At 48.7% G+C, this 18552-nt stretch carries 18 protein-coding genes and 5 tRNA genes; 11 read left to right on the forward strand and 12 right to left on the reverse strand.

Features of this window, described 5'->3' with window-relative positions:
• Positions 1–6: 6 nt before the first annotated feature.
• Genes ACMV8I_RS02100 through ACMV8I_RS02110 form a run of 3 tightly spaced genes read right to left on the reverse strand, consistent with a single transcriptional unit; the run spans position 7 to position 2596 of the window.
• On the reverse strand, positions 7–777 hold the full coding sequence (locus ACMV8I_RS02100; protein ID WP_498863567.1) for an ABC transporter ATP-binding protein: 771 nt from the start codon (positions 775–777) through the stop codon (positions 7–9).
• Complete coding sequence (locus ACMV8I_RS02105; protein WP_498863568.1) at positions 777–1586, reverse strand: ABC transporter permease; 810 nt, start codon at positions 1584–1586, stop codon at positions 777–779. Before ACMV8I_RS02105 ends, ACMV8I_RS02100 begins: the two co-directional genes overlap by 1 nt.
• Positions 1583–2596: an ABC transporter substrate-binding protein gene (locus ACMV8I_RS02110; protein ID WP_498863569.1), complete on the reverse strand. Its 1014-nt coding sequence runs from the start codon at positions 2594–2596 to the stop codon at positions 1583–1585. The genes ACMV8I_RS02105 and ACMV8I_RS02110 overlap by 4 nt, the downstream gene beginning before the upstream one ends.
• 587 nt (positions 2597–3183) lie before the next feature.
• On the opposite strand from ACMV8I_RS02110, the gene ACMV8I_RS02115 reads away from it, so the two are divergent.
• Complete coding sequence (locus ACMV8I_RS02115; RefSeq protein ID WP_498864696.1) at positions 3184–3384, forward strand: EamA family transporter; 201 nt, start codon at positions 3184–3186, stop codon at positions 3382–3384.
• A gap of 212 nt (positions 3385–3596) precedes the next feature.
• On the opposite strand, the gene ACMV8I_RS02120 is transcribed toward ACMV8I_RS02115, so the two are convergent.
• Positions 3597–3672, reverse strand: a tRNA-Asn gene (locus tag ACMV8I_RS02120).
• A 288-nt stretch (positions 3673–3960) separates the two neighbouring features.
• Entirely contained in the window at positions 3961–5361 is a 1401-nt protein-coding gene (gene cycA, locus ACMV8I_RS02125) for a D-serine/D-alanine/glycine transporter (RefSeq protein ID WP_498863570.1), read from the reverse strand.
• Between the two features lie 370 nt (positions 5362–5731).
• Between cycA and ACMV8I_RS02130 the strand changes: the two genes are divergently transcribed.
• Both ACMV8I_RS02130 and ACMV8I_RS02135 read left to right on the forward strand, forming a co-directional pair.
• Positions 5732–5807, forward strand: a tRNA-Lys gene (locus ACMV8I_RS02130).
• Positions 5808–6306: 499 nt separating this feature from the next.
• Positions 6307–6480: a hypothetical protein gene (locus ACMV8I_RS02135; protein WP_498863571.1), complete on the forward strand. Its 174-nt coding sequence runs from the start codon at positions 6307–6309 to the stop codon at positions 6478–6480.
• A gap of 27 nt (positions 6481–6507) precedes the next feature.
• Here ACMV8I_RS02135 and fabV read toward each other — a convergent pair whose 3' ends face one another.
• Together fabV and ACMV8I_RS02145 are read right to left on the reverse strand one after the other, a co-directional pair.
• The gene (fabV, locus tag ACMV8I_RS02140; RefSeq protein ID WP_498863572.1) at positions 6508–7707 is read right to left on the reverse strand and encodes an enoyl-ACP reductase FabV; all 1200 of its coding nucleotides are present in this window, start codon (positions 7705–7707) and stop codon (positions 6508–6510) included.
• 55 nt (positions 7708–7762) lie between these two features.
• Positions 7763–7966 carry a hypothetical protein gene (locus ACMV8I_RS02145; protein WP_498863573.1) on the reverse strand — a complete coding sequence of 68 codons (204 nt, stop codon included), beginning with the start codon at positions 7964–7966 and terminating at the stop codon, positions 7763–7765.
• A 213-nt stretch (positions 7967–8179) separates the two neighbouring features.
• Here ACMV8I_RS02145 and iraP point away from each other — a divergent pair, with 213 nt between their 5' ends.
• Both iraP and leuA read left to right on the forward strand, forming a co-directional pair.
• Entirely contained in the window at positions 8180–8467 is a 288-nt protein-coding gene (iraP, locus tag ACMV8I_RS02150) for an anti-adapter protein IraP (RefSeq protein ID WP_498863574.1), read from the forward strand.
• A gap of 178 nt (positions 8468–8645) precedes the next feature.
• The gene (leuA, locus tag ACMV8I_RS02155; protein ID WP_498863575.1) at positions 8646–10346 is read left to right on the forward strand and encodes a 2-isopropylmalate synthase; all 1701 of its coding nucleotides are present in this window, start codon (positions 8646–8648) and stop codon (positions 10344–10346) included.
• Here the strand turns inward: leuA and ACMV8I_RS02160 are convergent.
• The 3 genes from ACMV8I_RS02160 to ACMV8I_RS02170 form a co-directional block, all read right to left on the reverse strand.
• On the reverse strand, positions 10298–11086 hold the full coding sequence (locus tag ACMV8I_RS02160) for an AraC family transcriptional regulator (protein ID WP_498863576.1): 789 nt from the start codon (positions 11084–11086) through the stop codon (positions 10298–10300). The genes leuA and ACMV8I_RS02160 overlap by 49 nt on opposite strands.
• Before the next feature lie 102 nt (positions 11087–11188).
• A complete protein-coding gene (locus tag ACMV8I_RS02165; protein WP_498863577.1) occupies positions 11189–11359 on the reverse strand; it encodes a hypothetical protein in 171 nt (56 codons plus the stop codon).
• A gap of 188 nt (positions 11360–11547) precedes the next feature.
• The gene (locus tag ACMV8I_RS02170; RefSeq protein ID WP_498863578.1) at positions 11548–11772 is read right to left on the reverse strand and encodes a DUF2594 family protein; all 225 of its coding nucleotides are present in this window, start codon (positions 11770–11772) and stop codon (positions 11548–11550) included.
• Positions 11773–12508: 736 nt separating this feature from the next.
• Between ACMV8I_RS02170 and uvrY the strand changes: the two genes are divergently transcribed.
• From uvrY to ACMV8I_RS02200, 6 genes are all read left to right on the forward strand, one after another.
• Positions 12509–13165, forward strand: coding sequence for a UvrY/SirA/GacA family response regulator transcription factor (gene uvrY, locus ACMV8I_RS02175; protein ID WP_498863579.1), 657 nt, complete (start codon positions 12509–12511; stop codon positions 13163–13165).
• On the forward strand, positions 13158–14993 hold the full coding sequence (uvrC, locus tag ACMV8I_RS02180; RefSeq protein ID WP_498863580.1) for an excinuclease ABC subunit UvrC: 1836 nt from the start codon (positions 13158–13160) through the stop codon (positions 14991–14993). Before uvrY ends, uvrC begins: the two co-directional genes overlap by 8 nt.
• A gap of 56 nt (positions 14994–15049) precedes the next feature.
• Positions 15050–15598, forward strand: coding sequence for a CDP-diacylglycerol--glycerol-3-phosphate 3-phosphatidyltransferase (gene pgsA / locus ACMV8I_RS02185; protein WP_498863581.1), 549 nt, complete (start codon positions 15050–15052; stop codon positions 15596–15598).
• Positions 15599–15743: 145 nt separating this feature from the next.
• Positions 15744–15819 (forward strand) — tRNA-Gly (locus ACMV8I_RS02190).
• Positions 15820–15877: 58 nt separating this feature from the next.
• Positions 15878–15951, forward strand: a tRNA-Cys gene (locus tag ACMV8I_RS02195).
• Between the two features lie 11 nt (positions 15952–15962).
• Positions 15963–16048: transfer RNA gene (locus ACMV8I_RS02200), tRNA-Leu, on the forward strand.
• 411 nt (positions 16049–16459) lie between these two features.
• On the opposite strand, the gene proP is transcribed toward ACMV8I_RS02200, so the two are convergent.
• Positions 16460–17962 (reverse strand): glycine betaine/L-proline transporter ProP, encoded by a 1503-nt coding sequence (gene proP / locus ACMV8I_RS02205; RefSeq protein WP_498863582.1) that lies wholly within the window; start codon positions 17960–17962, stop codon positions 16460–16462.
• A gap of 273 nt (positions 17963–18235) precedes the next feature.
• Positions 18236–18502: a hypothetical protein gene (locus tag ACMV8I_RS02210; RefSeq protein ID WP_498863583.1), complete on the reverse strand. Its 267-nt coding sequence runs from the start codon at positions 18500–18502 to the stop codon at positions 18236–18238.
• Positions 18503–18552: the final 50 nt, after the last annotated feature.

Here is an 18552-nt window from a genome sequence, read left to right on the forward strand (position 1 = left end):
CGGTTATCAGGCCAGTGCAGCGCGCGCATGGCCGCTGCGAATAGTGTGCAGAACCTGGCGTTGCAGGTCGGTGAATTCCGGGCTGGCGATCAGTTCCTCACGGCGCGGACGCGGTAACGGCACGTCGTAAGTCGCCGCGATCGTGCCGGGGCCCATCACCACAATGCGGTCAGAAAGGTAAACTGCTTCTTCAATATCGTGCGTGACGAACATAACGGTCAGCCGGTGTTGCTCCCAGATGCCGGTCAGTAATTCCTGCATCTGGTGGCGGGTCATGGCGTCCAGCGCGCCAAAGGGTTCATCCATCAGTAAGATTTTAGGGCGGTAAGACAGCGCACGGGCGATGGCAACACGCTGTTTCATGCCACCGGAAAGCTCCGCAGGCCAGGCGTCGGCAAACGGCATCAGCTGAACAAGCTCAAGATGCTGTTCGGCTTTTTCACGGCATTCGGTCCGGCTGAATCCGGCAGCTTTTAGCGCGAACTCAATGTTCTGTCGCGCCGTCAGCCACGGCAGCAGGGTATATGACTGAAACACCACGCCCCGGTCGATACCCGCGCCGCGAATGGTTTTGCCATCCACCTGAACGTCGCCGCTGTCGTAGTCTTCAAGCCCTGCGGCAATCGATAATAAAGTGCTTTTGCCGCAGCCGGACGTACCGACCACCGAAACGAATTCGTTATCCGCCAGCGTCAGGCTGATGTCATGCAGCACTTCGCGCGTTTGCTTGCCAACCTGAAAACTTTTGTGCAGATGGGAAATGGTTAACACCGACATCAGACGCGCCTCTTGTTGTAGCGGAACAGCACGCGCTCGAGGGCACGCATGATCTGATCACTGATTAAACCCAGAATACCCAGTAGCAGGATGTAACCGATGATAGTGTCAGTTTGGAAGAAACGTTGTGACACCACGATGCGGTAACCGAGCCCGGACGTTGAGGCCACCAGTTCGGCCAGCACCAGCCACGTCCACGCCCAGCCGAGACTGATGCGCAGGGCGTCCCAGATCCCCGGCAGTGCGCCGGGTAAGACGATACGGAACAAGATCTTGCGATCCGGCATGCCTAACGTGCGGCCTAAGCCGACAAAATCGCCAGGCACTCGTTTCACGGCGTCGATCACCATCAGTACCTGCTGGAAGAAGGTACCAATCCAGATGATCAGGAATTTTTGCACATCGTCAGTGCCGGTCCACAGAATAGTCAGCGGCACGAACGCCACCACCGGCATATAACGAATGAAATCCACCAGCGGTTCAGTCAGCGCTTTGAAGAAGCCGTAACAGCCCGCCAGCACGCCAATCACAATCGACATCACCGAGGAGATCGCGAAGGCAATACTGATGCGGTACAGGCTGCTTTTAATGTCGCTCCACAATGTACCGTCCTGCGCCAGGCTAACCATTTTCAGCCAGACATCGGTCAGTTTGGGCAGAAAAATTGGCGGGATCGCGCCGCTGCTTGTTGCCAGTCCCCAGGCCATAAACAGGATAATGAACAGCGTGACCGCAATGCCGACGAACACTTTGCGCGACGGCAGGCGGCCAATCACCATCAGGTTGAGCGGTTTACGACGCGAACTCATGGCAGGCTGTTCACGAAGCTGGCGTCAATCACCTCAGCGGCGGTCACCGGTTTAGGAATAAGACCGGCGGCGGTGGCGGCTTTCAACACGTGGGTAAAAGTCTGGTCAGCGAAGGTGTGGCTGAGTACCTGTTTGTTTTCCGCCAGCGAGTAATATTTGACGCCGTCAAACGCGGTTTCCAGATCAGCAGGCGTTGCGCCAACGGCTTTGGCGATAATCGCGCGATCTGCCGTGGTATTAGCCTGATAATGGGTCAGAGCGGCATCCCAGCTTTTAATCAGCGCGACGATCTGCCCCGGTTTTTCTTTCAGCACGGAATCACGGACCACCAGCACATCGCCAATCAGACCGGGGTCAGAAGACCCGCTGTAGAGCATTTTCAGCGACGGATCCTGTTTTTTCGCGGCAGAAATGTACGGTTCGTAAGTCACGGCGGCGGTTACGCGTTTGGCGATCAGCGCGCTGCCCGCAGAATCAGCGGGCATCGGTACCGGCGTGATATCGCTCCATTTCAGCCCCGCGGCATTAACCGCGCTGTGCAGCAGAATGTCGCTGGTGGTGCCTTCTTCAAAGGCCACCTGTTTGCCTTTCAGATCTTTGAGCGTGGTGATGTCTTTACCGACCAGCAGGGCGTCTGCGGTTTCGCTTTGATCGAGCAACAGCACGATTTTGACTGGTAAACCGGCTGAGACCATCGCCATGGCGGTGTGCGTGGCAATATTTGCGCCGTCGATCTGGCCGCTGGCTAAGGCGGCGTTGATGTCTTTATCTTCGGCGAAGTTAACGATATCGACCTTTTCCAGTCCTTGTTGTTTAAAAATGCCCTGACTTTGTGCGACGTGCCACTGGCCGTAGCCCAGCCAGGGCTCGATCCCCATTTTGAACGTGCCGGCTTCCGCCGCGGCCGCGAGTACTGATGTGTTCAGGCTGAAGGTACCGAGTACGCTCAGGCAGCAGGCCAGTGCCAGTTTGCTTTTGAAGAAGCCGGTTAAGGTCTGAGAAGGTGACATAATTTCCTCGCTTGGTGTGGTAAGAGAAAAAGACGGCTAATAAAATCCTAATGTGCAACCCTGTATAGACAAGTTGTTTAAGCAATTACTACGCCATAGTTGAAATCACGGAAGGAAATCAGGCAGGGCTTTGATGTTATACATTTTTAGATAATTAATGAGAAGAAGGTAAACGAACCTATAAATAAAAGTAATAACTTGCACCACAAGATGACATTTATTGCTCTCATATGGAGCAGTTCTGCGTTGCGCGTAGTGGCTGAAGGGCTGATTTTAATTTAAAAAGTGACGGCCGTTTTCAAAAATCACACCGTATCGAGATACCGTGGCACTCATTTCATTGCAAATGCAATTTCTGCGTCAAAAGGGAGTCCTGACTTCAGCACGCCATAAGCGAGTTGGAGCAGCTTACGCATGACGGCATAAATGCCTACTTCCCGCCTTTGTTACGAGCAACTAACCTTTCCCACTGTTTTCTGATGGCAACATTGCATCGGGTCGCGGACAGGGGATCGGTTATCTAAATTCGATGTATTCAACGAAGCTCTGTCAAGATCAGTAATTAATACCAACCCCAACTAATTTATATATGGTTTTACTTGATACAAAACGAAAGTGCTGAATTTGCAAGTTATGCTACATTGCTGTCGCCAGTTATTACCGTCATGATAGCCTCGGTATTTATGAATGAAGATCTAGCTACTAAACAGATATTTGGTTTTTCTTTATTGTTAATAAGTGCAATGTTGGTGGATGTATTAAGACCCTATCTTTCCAAGGTTAGATAGAAAAGGGCGTTTTTGAGTAAATCGAACTTTCTGAAAGTACCCCATCAAGACTAACCATCTACTTTTTGAGACATCGAATTTTTAAGCCATATTTCAGTACTCTTTGTTGGTAATAGTGATGAAGGCGGTAAGATGTCCGCTCTTAGCTCATACCAGATGTCCACAAAAAGCAAAAATCCCGCTTCAGTTCCCTGAAGCGGGATTTTCTAATTTGGCTCCTCTGACTGGACTCGAACCAGTGACATACGGATTAACAGTCCGCCGTTCTACCAACTGAACTACAGAGGAATCGTTTGAACGGGGCGAATAATATCGAGTGACCGTGGGCATGTCAAAGGGTTAAGTGAAAATAGCGTTCGTTTGCTGAGAATTTCGCCAGGTTGTTGATTTTTCTGACATGAGTTTTGGAATGAGCGGGCAGGGCGAAACGGTGCTAACGGTTCCAGAGCATTTTTTCTAACGGGAAAATGCCGCGGGAACGTTGATATAAGTTTGAGATGTAAGAAGATTGGAAACAAAAAGCCAGCGGCTAACCGGGCAGTAGACCGGATAACAGCTGGCAGTAAACCACTATCGTTAGGCTGTACGTTTGCGGCTTCGCAACCAATATCCAATTCCCAGGATCACAAACCACAGTGGAGTCACGATCAGTGCTTGCCGGGTATCGTCCTGCAAGGTCAGCAGTATTAGCACAAAGACGAAGAATGCCATGCAAACCCAGCACATCAGCTTGCCGAGCGGCATTTTGTAGATAGACGCTTCATGCAGCTGCGGGCGTTGGCGGCGATAGACCAGATACGAGCATAGAATGATAGTCCACACGAACATAAACAGGATGGCTGACACCGTAGTGACCAGCGTGAATACCGTCATTACGTTGGGAATAAGATATATCAGCACGACACCGCCCAGCAGGCAGATGCAGGAGAAGGTCAGCCCGTTCGACGGTACTGCGCGGGAGGATAACTTGCCAAACGCCTTGGGTGCATTACCTTCTTGTGCCAGACCAAACAGCATGCGGCTGGTGGAGAATACTCCGCTGTTAGCGGAGGAAGCCGCAGATGTCAGGACCACAAAGTTGATAATACTGGCCGCAGCGGGCAAACCGGCAATAACGAACAGCTCCACGAACGGGCTTTTGTCAGGCACCACTGAGCTCCACGGTGTGACTGACATAATGACGATCAGCGAGAACACGTAAAACATAATGATGCGCAAGGGGATCGCATTGATGGCGCGCGGCAGGGATTTCAGCGGGTCTTTAGTTTCTGCAGCGGTAGTGCCTACCAGCTCAATGCCGACGAAGGCAAAGACCGCGATCTGGAAGCCAGCAAAGAATCCGCTGATGCCTTTGGGGAAGAAACCGCCGTCATTCCACAAGTTGCTGAAGGAAGCTACCGAACCGGTTGGCGTCTGGAAATGGGTTAATACCATCACCAACCCTGCAATGATCAGGCCGACAATGGCAACGATTTTAATCATCGCGAACCAGAATTCCATCTCACCAAACATTTTCACGGTGGCGAGGTTCAGGCTCAGTAAAACCGCAACACAAAGCAGAGAGGCAATCCATTGTGACAGCCCGGGGAACCAGAACTGGGCGTAAGCGGTTATCGCCACCACGTCGGCAATCCCGGTGACCACCCAGCAGAACCAGTAAGTCCAGCCGGTGAAATATCCGGCCCACGGACCTAATAGGTCGGCGGCGAAGTCACTGAAGGATTTGTAGTCGAGGTTGGAGAGCAGCAGTTCGCCCATCGCCCGCATCACGAAAAACAGCATAAAGCCGATGATCATATAAACGAAAATGATGGAAGGGCCGGCCAGGCTGATGGTTTTCCCCGAGCCCATAAACAGACCCGTACCAATGGCGCCACCGATAGCGATAAGTTGTATATGCCGGTTACTGAGGTTACGCCGCAGGCTGTCTGCGCTCTCGGCTTCCGGTTTTGTGAGGATGTTTGTCTCTTCTTGCATGTTGTATTGATTCCTGTTTGCGCTTTGTAGCGACATGATTCAACCCTGTCACTATCATTTATCGTTTTTTGAGCTCTGAGTGGCTCTCTTTACACCTGTCATTTACCCCCGTTTGATTGGGCTGAGCGCTGTAATGGTAATGTTAAAATCTCGCTTATTATAACCAGCATGAAAATTAAGACCGAGTAAAACGTATAGTAATTTTTACATGCGTGGTGTGTGAGTGTTAATTAATCGATTTTTGACATCAGAGCGGACAATAATACCTTGTTTCGGTGTGATAGAAATCACAATAACGAGGGGAAGTGACTGCAAAAAATTGGTTCAAAGTTTGACATCTGATGGTCAGAGGAGAATAATCCTTCGCGTTGGGTCGTTAGCTCAGTTGGTAGAGCCGTTGACTCTTAATCAATTGGTCGCTGGTTCGAACCCAGCACGACCCACCAACAATTTCAAAGAGTTACATTATATTTTTTGCCTCTACATTATCCCTTGAGACATATTTGAGCCGTTCCTGCCAAATATGACGTCTATTTGAGTGTTGTGTGAGTTAAACGATTTAGCGAGAGATAAGCCTATCTCTGAACCATTTCTGTTGACTCCATATCGCCCTTTCTTGCCGTGCAGATAATTAAACCCCGCATTGAACGAACCCGTTTGTCCATGCATAGCGCAAATCATGAAAACGAAAGTCTTCTATCACTGCGCTAATTAAACCCGCCTTCCATGCTGTATTTCCATCGACGCTCATTTCCTTATTTCTATTTTTTTCCCGGCAATCAGCTTTTCGGATGATATTTTGTGAACCGCTAGCACACCGAAAAAAACCTCCTATTCTGACGGTCTATCCCTGATAAGAAGAAAAATTAACCGGCTAAAAACGGGTACTCAAGTCAGTATCCATAAGCCCGTTAAGTATTTCTTACTTTGTGAGGTTGAGCAGCCATGAACGCGATCCTTAATTTTGATGCGCAGTCGCTGGCACGGCTTATTCGTCAGCGTGAGTTGTCTGCGGTAGCAGCGGCTAAAGTGAATTCAGCCATCCCTGCGCGCAGGAATAACCCCTTGATTGCCTTCGGCGGAGTTATAAAAAAGCCTGCAATTACGCAGGCTTCTTAGATTTACAAATTTGTCGATGATGAATACTTAGACTAATTCGATAACTTCGAAATGAACTTCAGCGCTGACATCGGCGTCATAATCTACGCCTTTCAGGCCAAAGCCGAACAGACGCAGGAACTCTTGTTTGTAGCTTTTGTAATCGGTCAATTCATAGATGTTGTCATCATTGATTTGTGCCCAGATTTCGCCACAGGTCTTTTGCACGTCTTCACGCAGTTCCCAGTCGTCCAGACGCAGACGGTTTTGGTCGTCGGTTTCCGGCGTTTGACCGTTATACAGTTTGGTCGCAAACAGGCGCTGAACTTGTTCGATACACCCTTCGTGAATGCTTTGCTCTTTCATGATTTTGAACACGATAGAGATATAAAGCGGCATCACTGGGATAGCAGCGGAAGCCTGGGTGACCACCGATTTCAATACCGCCACGTTGGCTGAACCGCCTGTGGCTTTCAATTTTCTGTCGATAGCGTGCGCGGCGCGATCCAGATCTTCTTTCGCTTTGCCCAGCGTACCGTGCCAATAAATCGGCCAGGTCAGTTCAGTACCAATATAGGAATAGGCTACAGATTTAGCGTTATCCGCCAGCACGCCCGCATCAGCGAGGGCGTCCATCCACAGTTCCCAATCCTGTCCGCCCATCACTTTGATGGTGTCGGCGATTTCCTGCTCATTGGCCGGTTCAACCACGGCAGAAACCAGTTTGTCTTTGTTGGTATCCAGCGCCGTGGATTGGTACGGTTCGCCGATAGGCTTCAGTGCAGAGCGTACAACTTCACCCGTATCCGGCATTTTACGCACCGGCGACGCCAGCGAGTAAACCACCAGGTCAATTTTGCCCAGATCCTGTTTGATCAGGTCGATAACGGTGTCACGGCATTCGTTGGAGAATGCATCGCCGTTAACGCTTTTGGAATAAAGACCTTCTTCTTTGGCTGCTTTATCGAAAGCGGCTGCGTTGTACCAGCCAGCGGAGCCGGTTTTGGTTTCGCTACCTGGTTTTTCGAAAAATACACCGATGGTGGCAGCATCTGCACCAAAAGCTGCATTAATTCTTGAGGCAAGCCCATAACCCGTAGAGGCACCGATGACCAGGACGCGTTTAGGCCCGTCTTTTAGTTTGCCCTGCGCTTTCACGTAGGCAATTTGCTCACGTACGTTGGCTTCACAACCGACAGGGTGAGTGGTCGTACAGATAAAACCGCGAATTTTAGGTTTGATTATCATGAATGGCTTATCTTGGTTGCTTATATAGGACGGTAATATTACTTAATATTGGCACTTATTTCTCGTAGAAATTTTTAATCTCCAGAGGAGTGTCTACACTTGCCCAACGAATTTCGCTTTCGCGATGCAGGCTGATGGTGCTATCTCCCCACGAAATGTAATAGGATACCTCGCCTGAAAGAGGCTCAAAGATATTGCCGATGACGCCTTTTATCTCGCCTGATTGATGCTTCACAATACTGCCTTTCTGAAAAATCATGGCTCCTCCTCTGACGGTACTGCGCTGTTTGCCGTCGGTATATCTTCAACTTAGCATAGGTTGAAGAAGCTGGGGGCACCGTTGTGTTTCTCATCAGGATCAGGCAGTAAAAGTGAGGCTGATATTATATCATCAAGGTGTGACAGCCTCGGCTACCACGCCAAAACATTCAGTGCTATTTTCGATTTTGCAGAGTTAACCAAGGGTGCGTAAATGAAGAATCTGATGATCGATGTGCTGATCAAACTATCAAAAGTTGAAGTGGAATCCAAAGAGCTGGTGGCTCAGGTTGAAGCGCAATCTCTATTGATTGCTGCGCTTTTGCTTTCGGTGGGTAAAGAGGAGACGGACGATCTGTCGACTAACATCCATAGCGCTGCGTTAGCCGCGTCACAGTCCTCGCAGGAGATTTTGCAATCTGACGTGGATATGATCCTGGCCCATTTTGACCGCTTGCTGAAAGTCACTAAGTTTGTGGCTGATCACGCAGAAGAAGAGTGATCCCGCGGGCTATGGATCATCTATAGCCCAGTAATGCCTCCTTTCCCATGGCCTTTGTTGACTGTCTGTCCGTTACGCACGGGTTGATGTCAGTTAGCAAGGCGCAGGCGTCTTTCGATTACGGCATACTCTTTTCAGGCTGCAGCATGACGTTAGCAGCATTGAATGGAGCATTGCCATGTTAGCCGACCCTTCGCAGAAATATCGTCCGTTTCCTCCCGTCAACTTGTCCGACCGCCAGTGGCCTGGGAATGTGCTAAACAAGGTGCCGCAATGGTGTTCAAGCGATCTTCGTGATGGCAATCAGGCGTTGGCCGAGCCGATGGATAATGAACGTAAGCGTTTGTTTTTTGATTTGCTGGTTCGCTGCGGTTTTAAACAGATTGAAGTGGCTTTTCCTTCGGCTTCACAAACGGATTTTGACTTTGTGCGTGGGTTAATCGACGGCAAAGTCATTCCTGATGATGTCTGTATTCAGGTCTTAACGCCCTCGCGGCCGGATCTGATTGAACGTACCTTTGAGGCACTGAAGGATGTTCCTCGCGCCATTGTGCATTTATATAATGCTACCGCGCCGATTTTTCGCGACGTGGTGTTTAATCAAGACCGAGTCGCCACGCGTGAACTGGCAGTGCGTGGTGCAAAACAGATTCGCCAATTGTGTGAACAGAATCCACAAACACAATGGATTTTCGAATACTCTCCGGAAACCTTCTGTTTTACCGAACTCGATTTTGCGCTGGAGATTTGCGAAGCGGTAGCGGATATCTGGCAGCCGGACGTTCAGCGTCCAATGATCATCAACTTACCCGCTACCGTGGAAGTCAGTACGCCCAATATTTATGCTGACCAGATTGAGTGGTTCTGCCGTCATTTCAGCCGCCGCAAGCAGGTCTCTATAAGTGTTCATCCGCACAATGACCGGGGGACCGGTGTCGCCTGCGCTGAGTTGGCAATGTTGGCCGGAGCCGATCGCGTGGAAGGCTGTTTGTTTGGAAATGGAGAGCGTACCGGCAATGTGGATCTGGTGACACTGGCGCTGAATTTATACACCCAGGGAGTGGCGCCGGGACTGGATTTTAGTAATTTGCAGGGGATCGTCGAAGTGGTTGAACAGTGTAATCAGCTGCCTGTACATCCGCGTCATCCGTATGCCGGAGACCTGGTGTTTACGGCATTTTCAGGATCGCATCAGGATGCGATCAAAAAAGGTTTCGCTGCACAAAACAGCCGCGATGACGCGTATTGGCAAGTCCCTTATTTGCCGCTCGATCCTGCCGATGTTGGCTGTAGCTATGAGGCAGTGATCCGCGTTAACAGCCAGTCCGGCAAAAGTGGTGCGGCCTGGTTGCTGGAGCAAAATCATGGTCTGACGTTACCGCGTGGCTTGCAGATTGAGTTCAGTAAAGCCGTACAGCGCGAGACCGATACCACCGGTAAAGAGATGAGCACCAGTGATGTGTGGCGTTTATTCCGCCAGCGTTACGGGCTGGTAGATCAGCCGCAGATAAAGTTGCTGGGATATGACATTCGCAGTGATGAAAAAAGTGCCTATCATTTCAGTGCGCGGGTGAACTATCAGGGACATGAGCAAATGTTGTCCGGAACGGGGAACGGCCTGCTATCAGGCGCGGTTGACGCCCTGAGCCGCACTTTTGATCTGCAGTTTGAGATTGGTGATTATCATGAGCATACGCTGGGGCATCAGAGCCATAGTCGTGCCGTAGCCTATGTAAGCTGTCAGCGTAAGCAGGGTGAGATGCGCTACGGCGTTGGTATTGACAGCGATGTTTCCAGCGCGTCGTTACAGGCTCTGTTTAATGCAGCAGCTCAGCTTTTGGGATTAAATGCCGGGAGAGGAAGCTCAAGCGAAAAGTAATCGCTGGGTGACACGCCGAGGGTGCGTTTAAACATCGCACTAAAGGCACTGGGGCTGTCATAGCCCAGTGCCAGTGCTATATCGAGCACTGATGTTCCTGTCGCCAGCGCTTGTAACGCTGCCAGCAATTTTGCCCGCCTTACCCAATCACTAAAACGCAGGCCTGTTTCGCGCTGAAAACGGCGCGACAAAGTCCGGCCACTAACACCCAGTTGTGCCGCCACCTCTTCGAGCTCCCAGTGGGAAGATAAATCGTTGCGAATGTGCTGGCAGATCTCGAGCAACTGTCTCTCTTTGGGTTCTGGCAGATGCAGCGGTAGCTCCTGTAACAGGCGCAGTTCATCGAGTAACAATTCCATGATGCGTTCATCACGCCCGCCGCTGGAATAGTCAGTGGGAACGCTCAGGGAGACCAAAATTAGCTCGCATAGTAGTGCCGAAATCTGCACAACTTGACACTGCGCAGACAAATCGGCGCGGGCCAGAGGGTCAACAAAGAGTGTTCTGGCTCGAACTCCACCGATAAAACGTAGACTGTGCTCTACCCCGGACGGAAGCCATACGCCCCGACCCGGAGGCACTATCCATATGCCCAATGCGGTACTGATTTCCACTACGCCGCTCAGGGTATGAATCAGCTGAGAACAGTCATGACTGTGCAGGGGTTCGTATTCACCATGCTGGTACTCAATAGCAAGCGTGGCTACCGACTGGAAAGGGGCGAGAGGGGAGATATGCATCGGGCGAGATTTTCCGGACTGAAGGTTGCCGACAAAAGCTACGGCTAAAAGAGTTGGCTGCCCGTTCCCAGACAGCCCGAAGCTAACCGCTGACGGATAGGCTTATGCTGGACGGTTGTTTTTAGCGTCTTCCACGGCCTGTTTGGCTTCTTCTGCTTTTTGCTGTATCTCTTCTTCGGTCATTAGCTCGGCGACTTCGTGCAGTTTTGCCAGACCATCGCTGATATGCACTTCATCGGCTTTAGTTTTGTTGTCACTATTTTTCTCACTCATCATTTTTCCTGTTTGAGACATGTTATAGGAGCAAAAGTCTGCTGGAGAACGCGGAGTTTAATTTTAGCAGAGATCGGGCTGTAAATCAGGATGGAGATGGATATTGATATTGAGAACCGGGGACCTCGGGGAAAAAAAGATGTCAGGCCCCCGCGGGGACAGGCCTGGGAAGCAGAGGCTCAAATAGCTTATTGGCGGTAGGCGAATTTGATCTGCTGCAGAGAATTTCTGAATATATTGGCTTGTTTTTCATCTTCCATCTGAGCAGCAAATTTTTCCATATTCAGCATGACCTTGCCAGCATCAGCCTGACCGATCGCTTTCAGCATAAGAGTCAGGGTGGCTTTAAGACAGGCCACTTCCGTTGCCAGCGTTTCGACATTGGCTTCAGTGGTAAAATCGCAGTTACTCATTCGGACTCCAAAGCTGTTCTCAGCTTATTCAATAAAAGATTTTCGGGCGTTTTTTATCAGCCAGAAAGAAAGTGACGGTATTCTAACACAATCATTCCGTACTTCGTGCAGCACTGCGTTTCAGTCAGTCTTCTGAAATAAGGGGTTAACTCTCGTTGTGGTTGTACAGGATACTAAACTTTTAATGGGATTGAGAAACTTTCAAGTTTCAGAAGAGTTTTATTCACTCGAAATCGCTGACTTTTCTATGTACGGTTTATAATATATTTTATAAATATATCAGGGATAATCTACAGTGTTTATTTACGCGCTATTAATCTCCTGCAGTAAACTCTGATCGGGCAACAAAATCTGATTTAAAAACGTTCTGTAAAATCACGATTAACGTGTTTCATCTATGATTTATTAGTGTTTTTTAATCGATTCTTTACTTTAATGGCATTTAAATTTTACATGTGCTAATGCTTTTTTTTACAGACACTACATGGTCAACTTCCCGAGTATGGAGTAAAATGCTGCGGTTGATTAAGTTAACGTTATTACTTCGTGTGTTATTAATTTCCGCTGTCAATGTCTGACAGCCAGGTCAGCAGCTCCATAATCGACCTGTCAATGCTGCACTCTTTTGGTTGTCAAGCTGTCCAAAGCTCTTTATTCACGTTTCCTACGTAATATCGTCTGCCGACAAGCAATGAAAACATGACTGTGTGTCGCCTTTATTTTTGGAGACTACTCTTTGATTAGTGTTCTTCTTGTTGATGACCACGAACTGGTGCGTGCAGGGATCCGACGCATTTTAGAAGATATCAAAGGCATCAAAGTTGTGGGCGAAGCTCAGTGTGGCGAAGACGCCGTTAAATGGTGTCGCAGCAATGATGTAGATATTGTCTTGATGGATATGAATATGCCGGGGATCGGTGGGTTAGAAGCGACCAAAAAGATTGTCCGTTTCTCGCCTGACATCAAGATCATCATATTGACTATCTATACCGAAAATCCATTGCCAGCTAAAGTGATGCAGGCGGGAGCTTATGGTTATCTGAGTAAAGGTGCAGCGCCACAGGAAGTCGTGAATGCGATACGTCTGGTAGATTCAGGTCAGCGCTATATCGCCTCAGATATTGCTCAGCAGATGGCCCTTAGTCAGATTGAGCCCCAATCAGAAACGCCGTTTGACAGCCTTTCTGAACGTGAACTGCAAATCATGCAGATGATCACTAAAGGTCAGAAGGTCAACGAAATCTCGGAGCAACTGAACTTGAGCCCGAAGACGGTTAATAGCTATCGTTACAGAATGTTTAGTAAACTAAATATTAATGGCGATGTCGAATTGACGCACCTTGCGATCCGGCACGGTCTGTTCAACGCGGAGACTTTGTCTGGCAGTGAGTAATGAACGTTTTGATCCCAAAGCCTTTTTAAATACGGTCACCAGCCAGCCAGGTGTCTACAGAATGTATGACGCCAGTGACACCGTTATTTATGTCGGTAAAGCAAAAGACCTGAAAAAACGTCTTTCCAGCTATTTTCGTCTGCAGGTTTCGAGCCGAAAAACAGAAACCCTGGTTAAAAACATCGCGCAAATCGATGTGACTGTCACTCATACGGAAACTGAAGCGCTTCTGCTTGAGCATAATTACATCAAGCTTTATCAGCCGCGCTACAACGTGTTGTTACGCGACGATAAATCTTATCCGCTGATCTTTTTGAGTGCTGACGACCATCCGCGGATTTCAATTCACCGGGGTGCCAAGCACGCCAAAGGTGAATATTTCGGCCCTTTCCCTAACTCCTACGCCGTGCGGGAATCTCTCGCGTTGTTACAGAAACTCTTCCCGATCCGTCAATGTGAAAACAGCGTTTATCGCAACCGTTCACGCCCCTGTTTGCAATATCAAATTGGCCGCTGTCTGGGTCCTTGTGTCAAAGGGCTGGTCAGTGAGGAAGAGTACAAAGCCCAAGTTGATTACGTCCGCCTGTTTCTTTCAGGCAAGGATCAGCAAGTTCTGAATAATCTGGTTGAACGGATGGAAGACGCCAGTAAAACGCTGCGGTTCGAAGATGCGGGGCGCATCCGTGATCAGATTCAGGCCGTAAGACGCGTTACAGAGCGGCAATTTGTTTCAGGCAACAGTGAAGATCTGGATGTTATCGGCGTCTCTTTTGAATCCGGTATGGCTTGCCTGCACGTGCTGTTCATTCGTCAGGGTAAAGTGCTGGGCAGTCGCAGCTATTTCCCGAAAGTGCCTGGTGGCACGGATCTGAGTGAAGTGGTGCAAACCTTTGTTGGACAATTTTATTTACAGGGCAGTCAATCCCGCACATTGCCTGGAGAAATACTGCTCGATTTCAGTCTCACAGAAAAGGATCTGCTGGCCGATTCACTCAGTGAGATGGCTGGGCGCAAAGTTCAAATTCAGAGTAAGCCTCGGGGCGACAGGGCGCGTTATCTCAAATTGGCGCGCACCAATGCTTCTGTGGCCCTGACGACCAAACTTGCACAGCAGTCAACCATCCACCAGCGAATGAGTGAGCTGGCAAAAACGCTCAAACTTTCAGAAATTAACCGTATGGAATGTTTTGATATCAGCCATACTATGGGTGAACAAACTGTCGCTTCCTGCGTGGTTTTCGATGCTAATGGACCGCTGCGTTCAGAATACCGACGATATAACATTACAGGTATTACGCCCGGTGATGATTACGCTGCGATGGCGCAAGTTTTGACCCGACGTTACGGTAAAGACATCGAAGATAAAAAAATCCCTGATGTTATTTTTATTGATGGGGGGAAAGGCCAACTGGGTATGGCGATTGACGTATTCTCGTCGCTGCATGTAACGTGGGATAAGTCAAAGCCGCTGCTGATTGGTATAGCGAAGGGCGCGGACCGTAAAGCCGGTCTGGAGACGCTGTTTTTTGTAGCGGAAGGCGAGGGTATCGCATTGCCTTCAGATTCACCCGCACTGCATCTTATTCAGCATATCCGGGATGATTCGCATAATCATGCTATTACCGGACACCGGAAAAAACGCGCCAAAGTACGTAATACCAGTGCATTAGAAGAGATTGAAGGTGTCGGGCCTAAGCGCCGGCAAGTTTTACTGAAGTATATGGGCGGTATTCAGCCGTTGCTGAATGCCAGTATCGAGGAAATAGCGCAAGTGCCTGGTATTTCTAACGCGTTGGCAGAAAAGATCCATAATGCGTTGAAACACTAAGAGCGATGTAGCAACATACTCATAATAACCACACAAGACAGACATTTACCTACGCTATGCAATTTAATATACCGACGTGCCTCACCCTGTTTCGCGTTGTACTTATCCCGTTTTTCGTGCTGGCATTCTACTTGCCTTATGCATGGGCTCCGACGGCATGTGCACTGATTTTCGTTTTTGCGGCGATCACTGATTGGTTTGATGGCTATCTGGCACGTCGCTGGAAGCAGACCACGCGTTTTGGTGCGTTCCTTGACCCAGTGGCAGATAAAGTATTGGTAGCCATAGCCTTAGTTCTGGTTGCAGAGCATTTTCATGCGTGGTGGATAACGTTACCTGCGGCAACCATGATTGCTCGTGAGATTATTATCTCGGCGTTGCGTGAATGGATGGCTGAAATAGGCAAACGAAGCAGCGTTGCGGTCTCCTGGATTGGCAAAGTAAAAACCACCGCGCAGATGTTGTCGTTGGTCGCTTTGTTGTGGCGTCCTGATGCGGCAGTTATTTGGGCCGGAGTGGGTGCACTGTACATTGCCGCCGTGCTGACTTTCTGGTCTATGTTCCAATATTTGAATGCAGCACGTCATGATTTGCTGGAACCCTGATCAAACTGAGTTAAAAATCGTCAAACGATCGTGTGTAGTGGATAATTTTATTGACTCATTGCGTCAGGTCAGTAGAATGCATCGCATCAGACGGCAGCCAACAGTTGCATGAAGATAGTTAAAAAAATCAGTAAGTTCTGATTAAGCGGGAATAGCTCAGTTGGTAGAGCACGACCTTGCCAAGGTCGGGGTCGCGAGTTCGAGTCTCGTTTCCCGCTCCAAATTTATTAAGCGGATAGTAATATCGGCTTAAGTACAAGATAAGTAGTAAGAATTAAAGGCGCGTTAACAAAGCGGTTATGTAGCGGATTGCAAATCCGCCTAGTCCGGTTCGACTCCGGAACGCGCCTCCAATTTTCCCGGAGCCCGGGTGGTGGAATCGGTAGACACAAGGGATTTAAAATCCCTCGGCCTTAGGCTGTACGAGTTCAAGTCTCGTCCCGGGTACCATGGAAAATTAACGTAATAGATTCAAAGCAATAAAAAAGTAATGTCGTATATTATCGCCACCTTTGGGTGGTTTTTTTTATGCCCTTCATAATATCCCTGGTCGCCAGCTGCTGGCATATGGCCTTCTTCGTCATAAAGAGTTGTTGGGAACAAAGTTCTTATTTCCCGCATCGTCCACGTGTGCATATATCAATGTTTACCCATGTACATCAAGCTGGCGAAGGAGGAATGTTATCTTTCCAGACCGTCAAATGTTGAAGTTACGATACTCTATGAGCAAGATAATTAAGCTGAGCACAGCGGTGCTTACGGGTACTGTTGCTGGCATCGATTCGTTAAGATGATGCTAAAAATAAAGCGGGTCAGTTTTTACTGACCCGCTTTTGCACGCTAACCCTTACAGGCGTCTAATTAATCAATTTCAGGATGCTGGGCGATCAGGTTCTTTCTTTTGGTTTCCAACTCAGCGATCTGAGCATCAACATCTTCGATCTTGTTTTCGATATTGTCGTGATGCTCCTGCAACAGCTCTTTGGCTTCCGCGCGATCGGAGGCTGCTGGTGTCGCACCTTTCAATGGCTTATTGGCAGTTTCTTTCATGAATACACCGGTAACCAAACCAATAACGGACACTACCATCAGATAGTAGGCTGGCATATACAGGTTCTGGGTTGACTCAACCAACCAGGCAGCAACGGTAGGAGTAACACCTGCCACTATAATGGAGATGTTGAAAGCAATGGCCAGAGCGCTATAGCGAATATTCGTCGGGAACATTGCTGGCAGTGTTGACGCCATGACACCGGTGAAGCAGTTAAGCAGTATCGCCAGAATCAACAGTCCGCAGAAAATCAGCCCAATTACGCCACTATTAATCAGAATAAAACATGGGATGGCCAGAATGAATAGGCCAACACTACCGGCGATGATAAACGGCTTACGTCCTATTTTGTCACTCATCATTCCTATAAATGGCTGCACGAACAACATACCGACCATGATAGCAATGATGATCAATACGCCGTGGTCTTCAGAATAATGCAGGCTATGCGAAAGATAGCTTGGCATATACGTCAGTAACATGTAGTACGTGACGTTAGTTGCAATGACGATCCCCACGCACACAATCATGCTTTTCCACTGTTTAGTCAGAATTTCACGGTAAGAGACTTTTGGTGGCGCGGCAATATTATTGCGTGAATCATTGTCTATGCTATCCACGTGCTGCTGGAACGTTGGGGTCTCTTCCAGTGCATGGCGCAAATAAATACCGATTAATCCCAGGGGGGCAGCAATGAAGAAAGGAATACGCCAGCCCCAGTCAAGGAAGTTCTCTTCACCAACAATGCTGGAGATCAGAATAACGACACCTGCGCCTAACACGAAACCTGCAATGGAGCCGAAATCAAGCCAACTGCCGAGGAACCCACGCTTTCTATCTGGGGAGTATTCGGCGACAAAGATAGCAGCACCGGTATATTCGCCGCCCACGGAAAAGCCCTGGGCAAGTTTTGCGAGTAACAGCAGGATCGGTGCCCAGATGCCTATAGTGGCGTAGCCAGGAATTAAGCCGATACAGAAGGTGCTGACAGACATAATAATAATGGTGACGGATAGCACTTTTTGCCGTCCAAATTTATCACCTAATGCGCCGAAGAATATACCACCCAAAGGTCTCACGAGGAATGGAACAGAGAAGGTTCCCAATGCAGCGATCATTTGGAGACCCGGATCTGCGCCGGGGAAAAATACCTGACCCAGTGCGAAAGCGACGAAACCATATACACCAAAGTCGAACCACTCCATGGCATTACCTAGCGCAGCTGCAGTGATGGCTTTTTTTAGCTTGGTATCATCAATGATAGTAATATCATTGATTTGCATAGGTTTAACTCGTTTTTTTCGTAATCTCATTTTTTACGTCCTTTGTTCAAATAACTCAACCGCGTAAAGCGTGAGATATTTATTAGCTAAAGTAATTTTTAGAAATTTCAAATCATTATAGGACGGTTTTAATTATAGGTGCAAAGCCAGGGTGTTTATTGAACAATAGCAACAATATAAAAAGAGCAGGTTTTAACCCGCTCTTTTAGAGTGTGCTGTTTTATCAATGATTGAGTGAGAAGTTCATGAAGTTTTAAATAAAACAGGGGAATGTTAAAACGGCCCCGAGGGGCGTTTTTAGGGTCAAATTTCACCCGATGTATCAGTGTTGCTCAGCGCCCTGATGGACAAAGGCAGATGGTAGTTTGGCTGGCTGGTAAAGAAAGCCTGCAAAGCTACGCGCTTCTTGCGATCTATTGAGATCTCTTCCATTGTTTTACGGAAGATACTGTAACGGCCACAAGAGGTGCAGGTCACGGTGACAATTTTCGCCGACATGTTAACTGACGTCTTATTGGTGCTTTGGCATAATGGGCACTCATCACGAGTGCTTACTACTGTGGAACTCATAAAACCTCCGGTTTTATTCCGAGCGGCCGACAGTATAGCGCGAAAAGGCG

It is taken from the genome of Ewingella sp. S1.OA.A_B6 (assembly GCF_049889095.1).
Classification (GTDB): domain Bacteria; phylum Pseudomonadota; class Gammaproteobacteria; order Enterobacterales; family Enterobacteriaceae; genus Ewingella.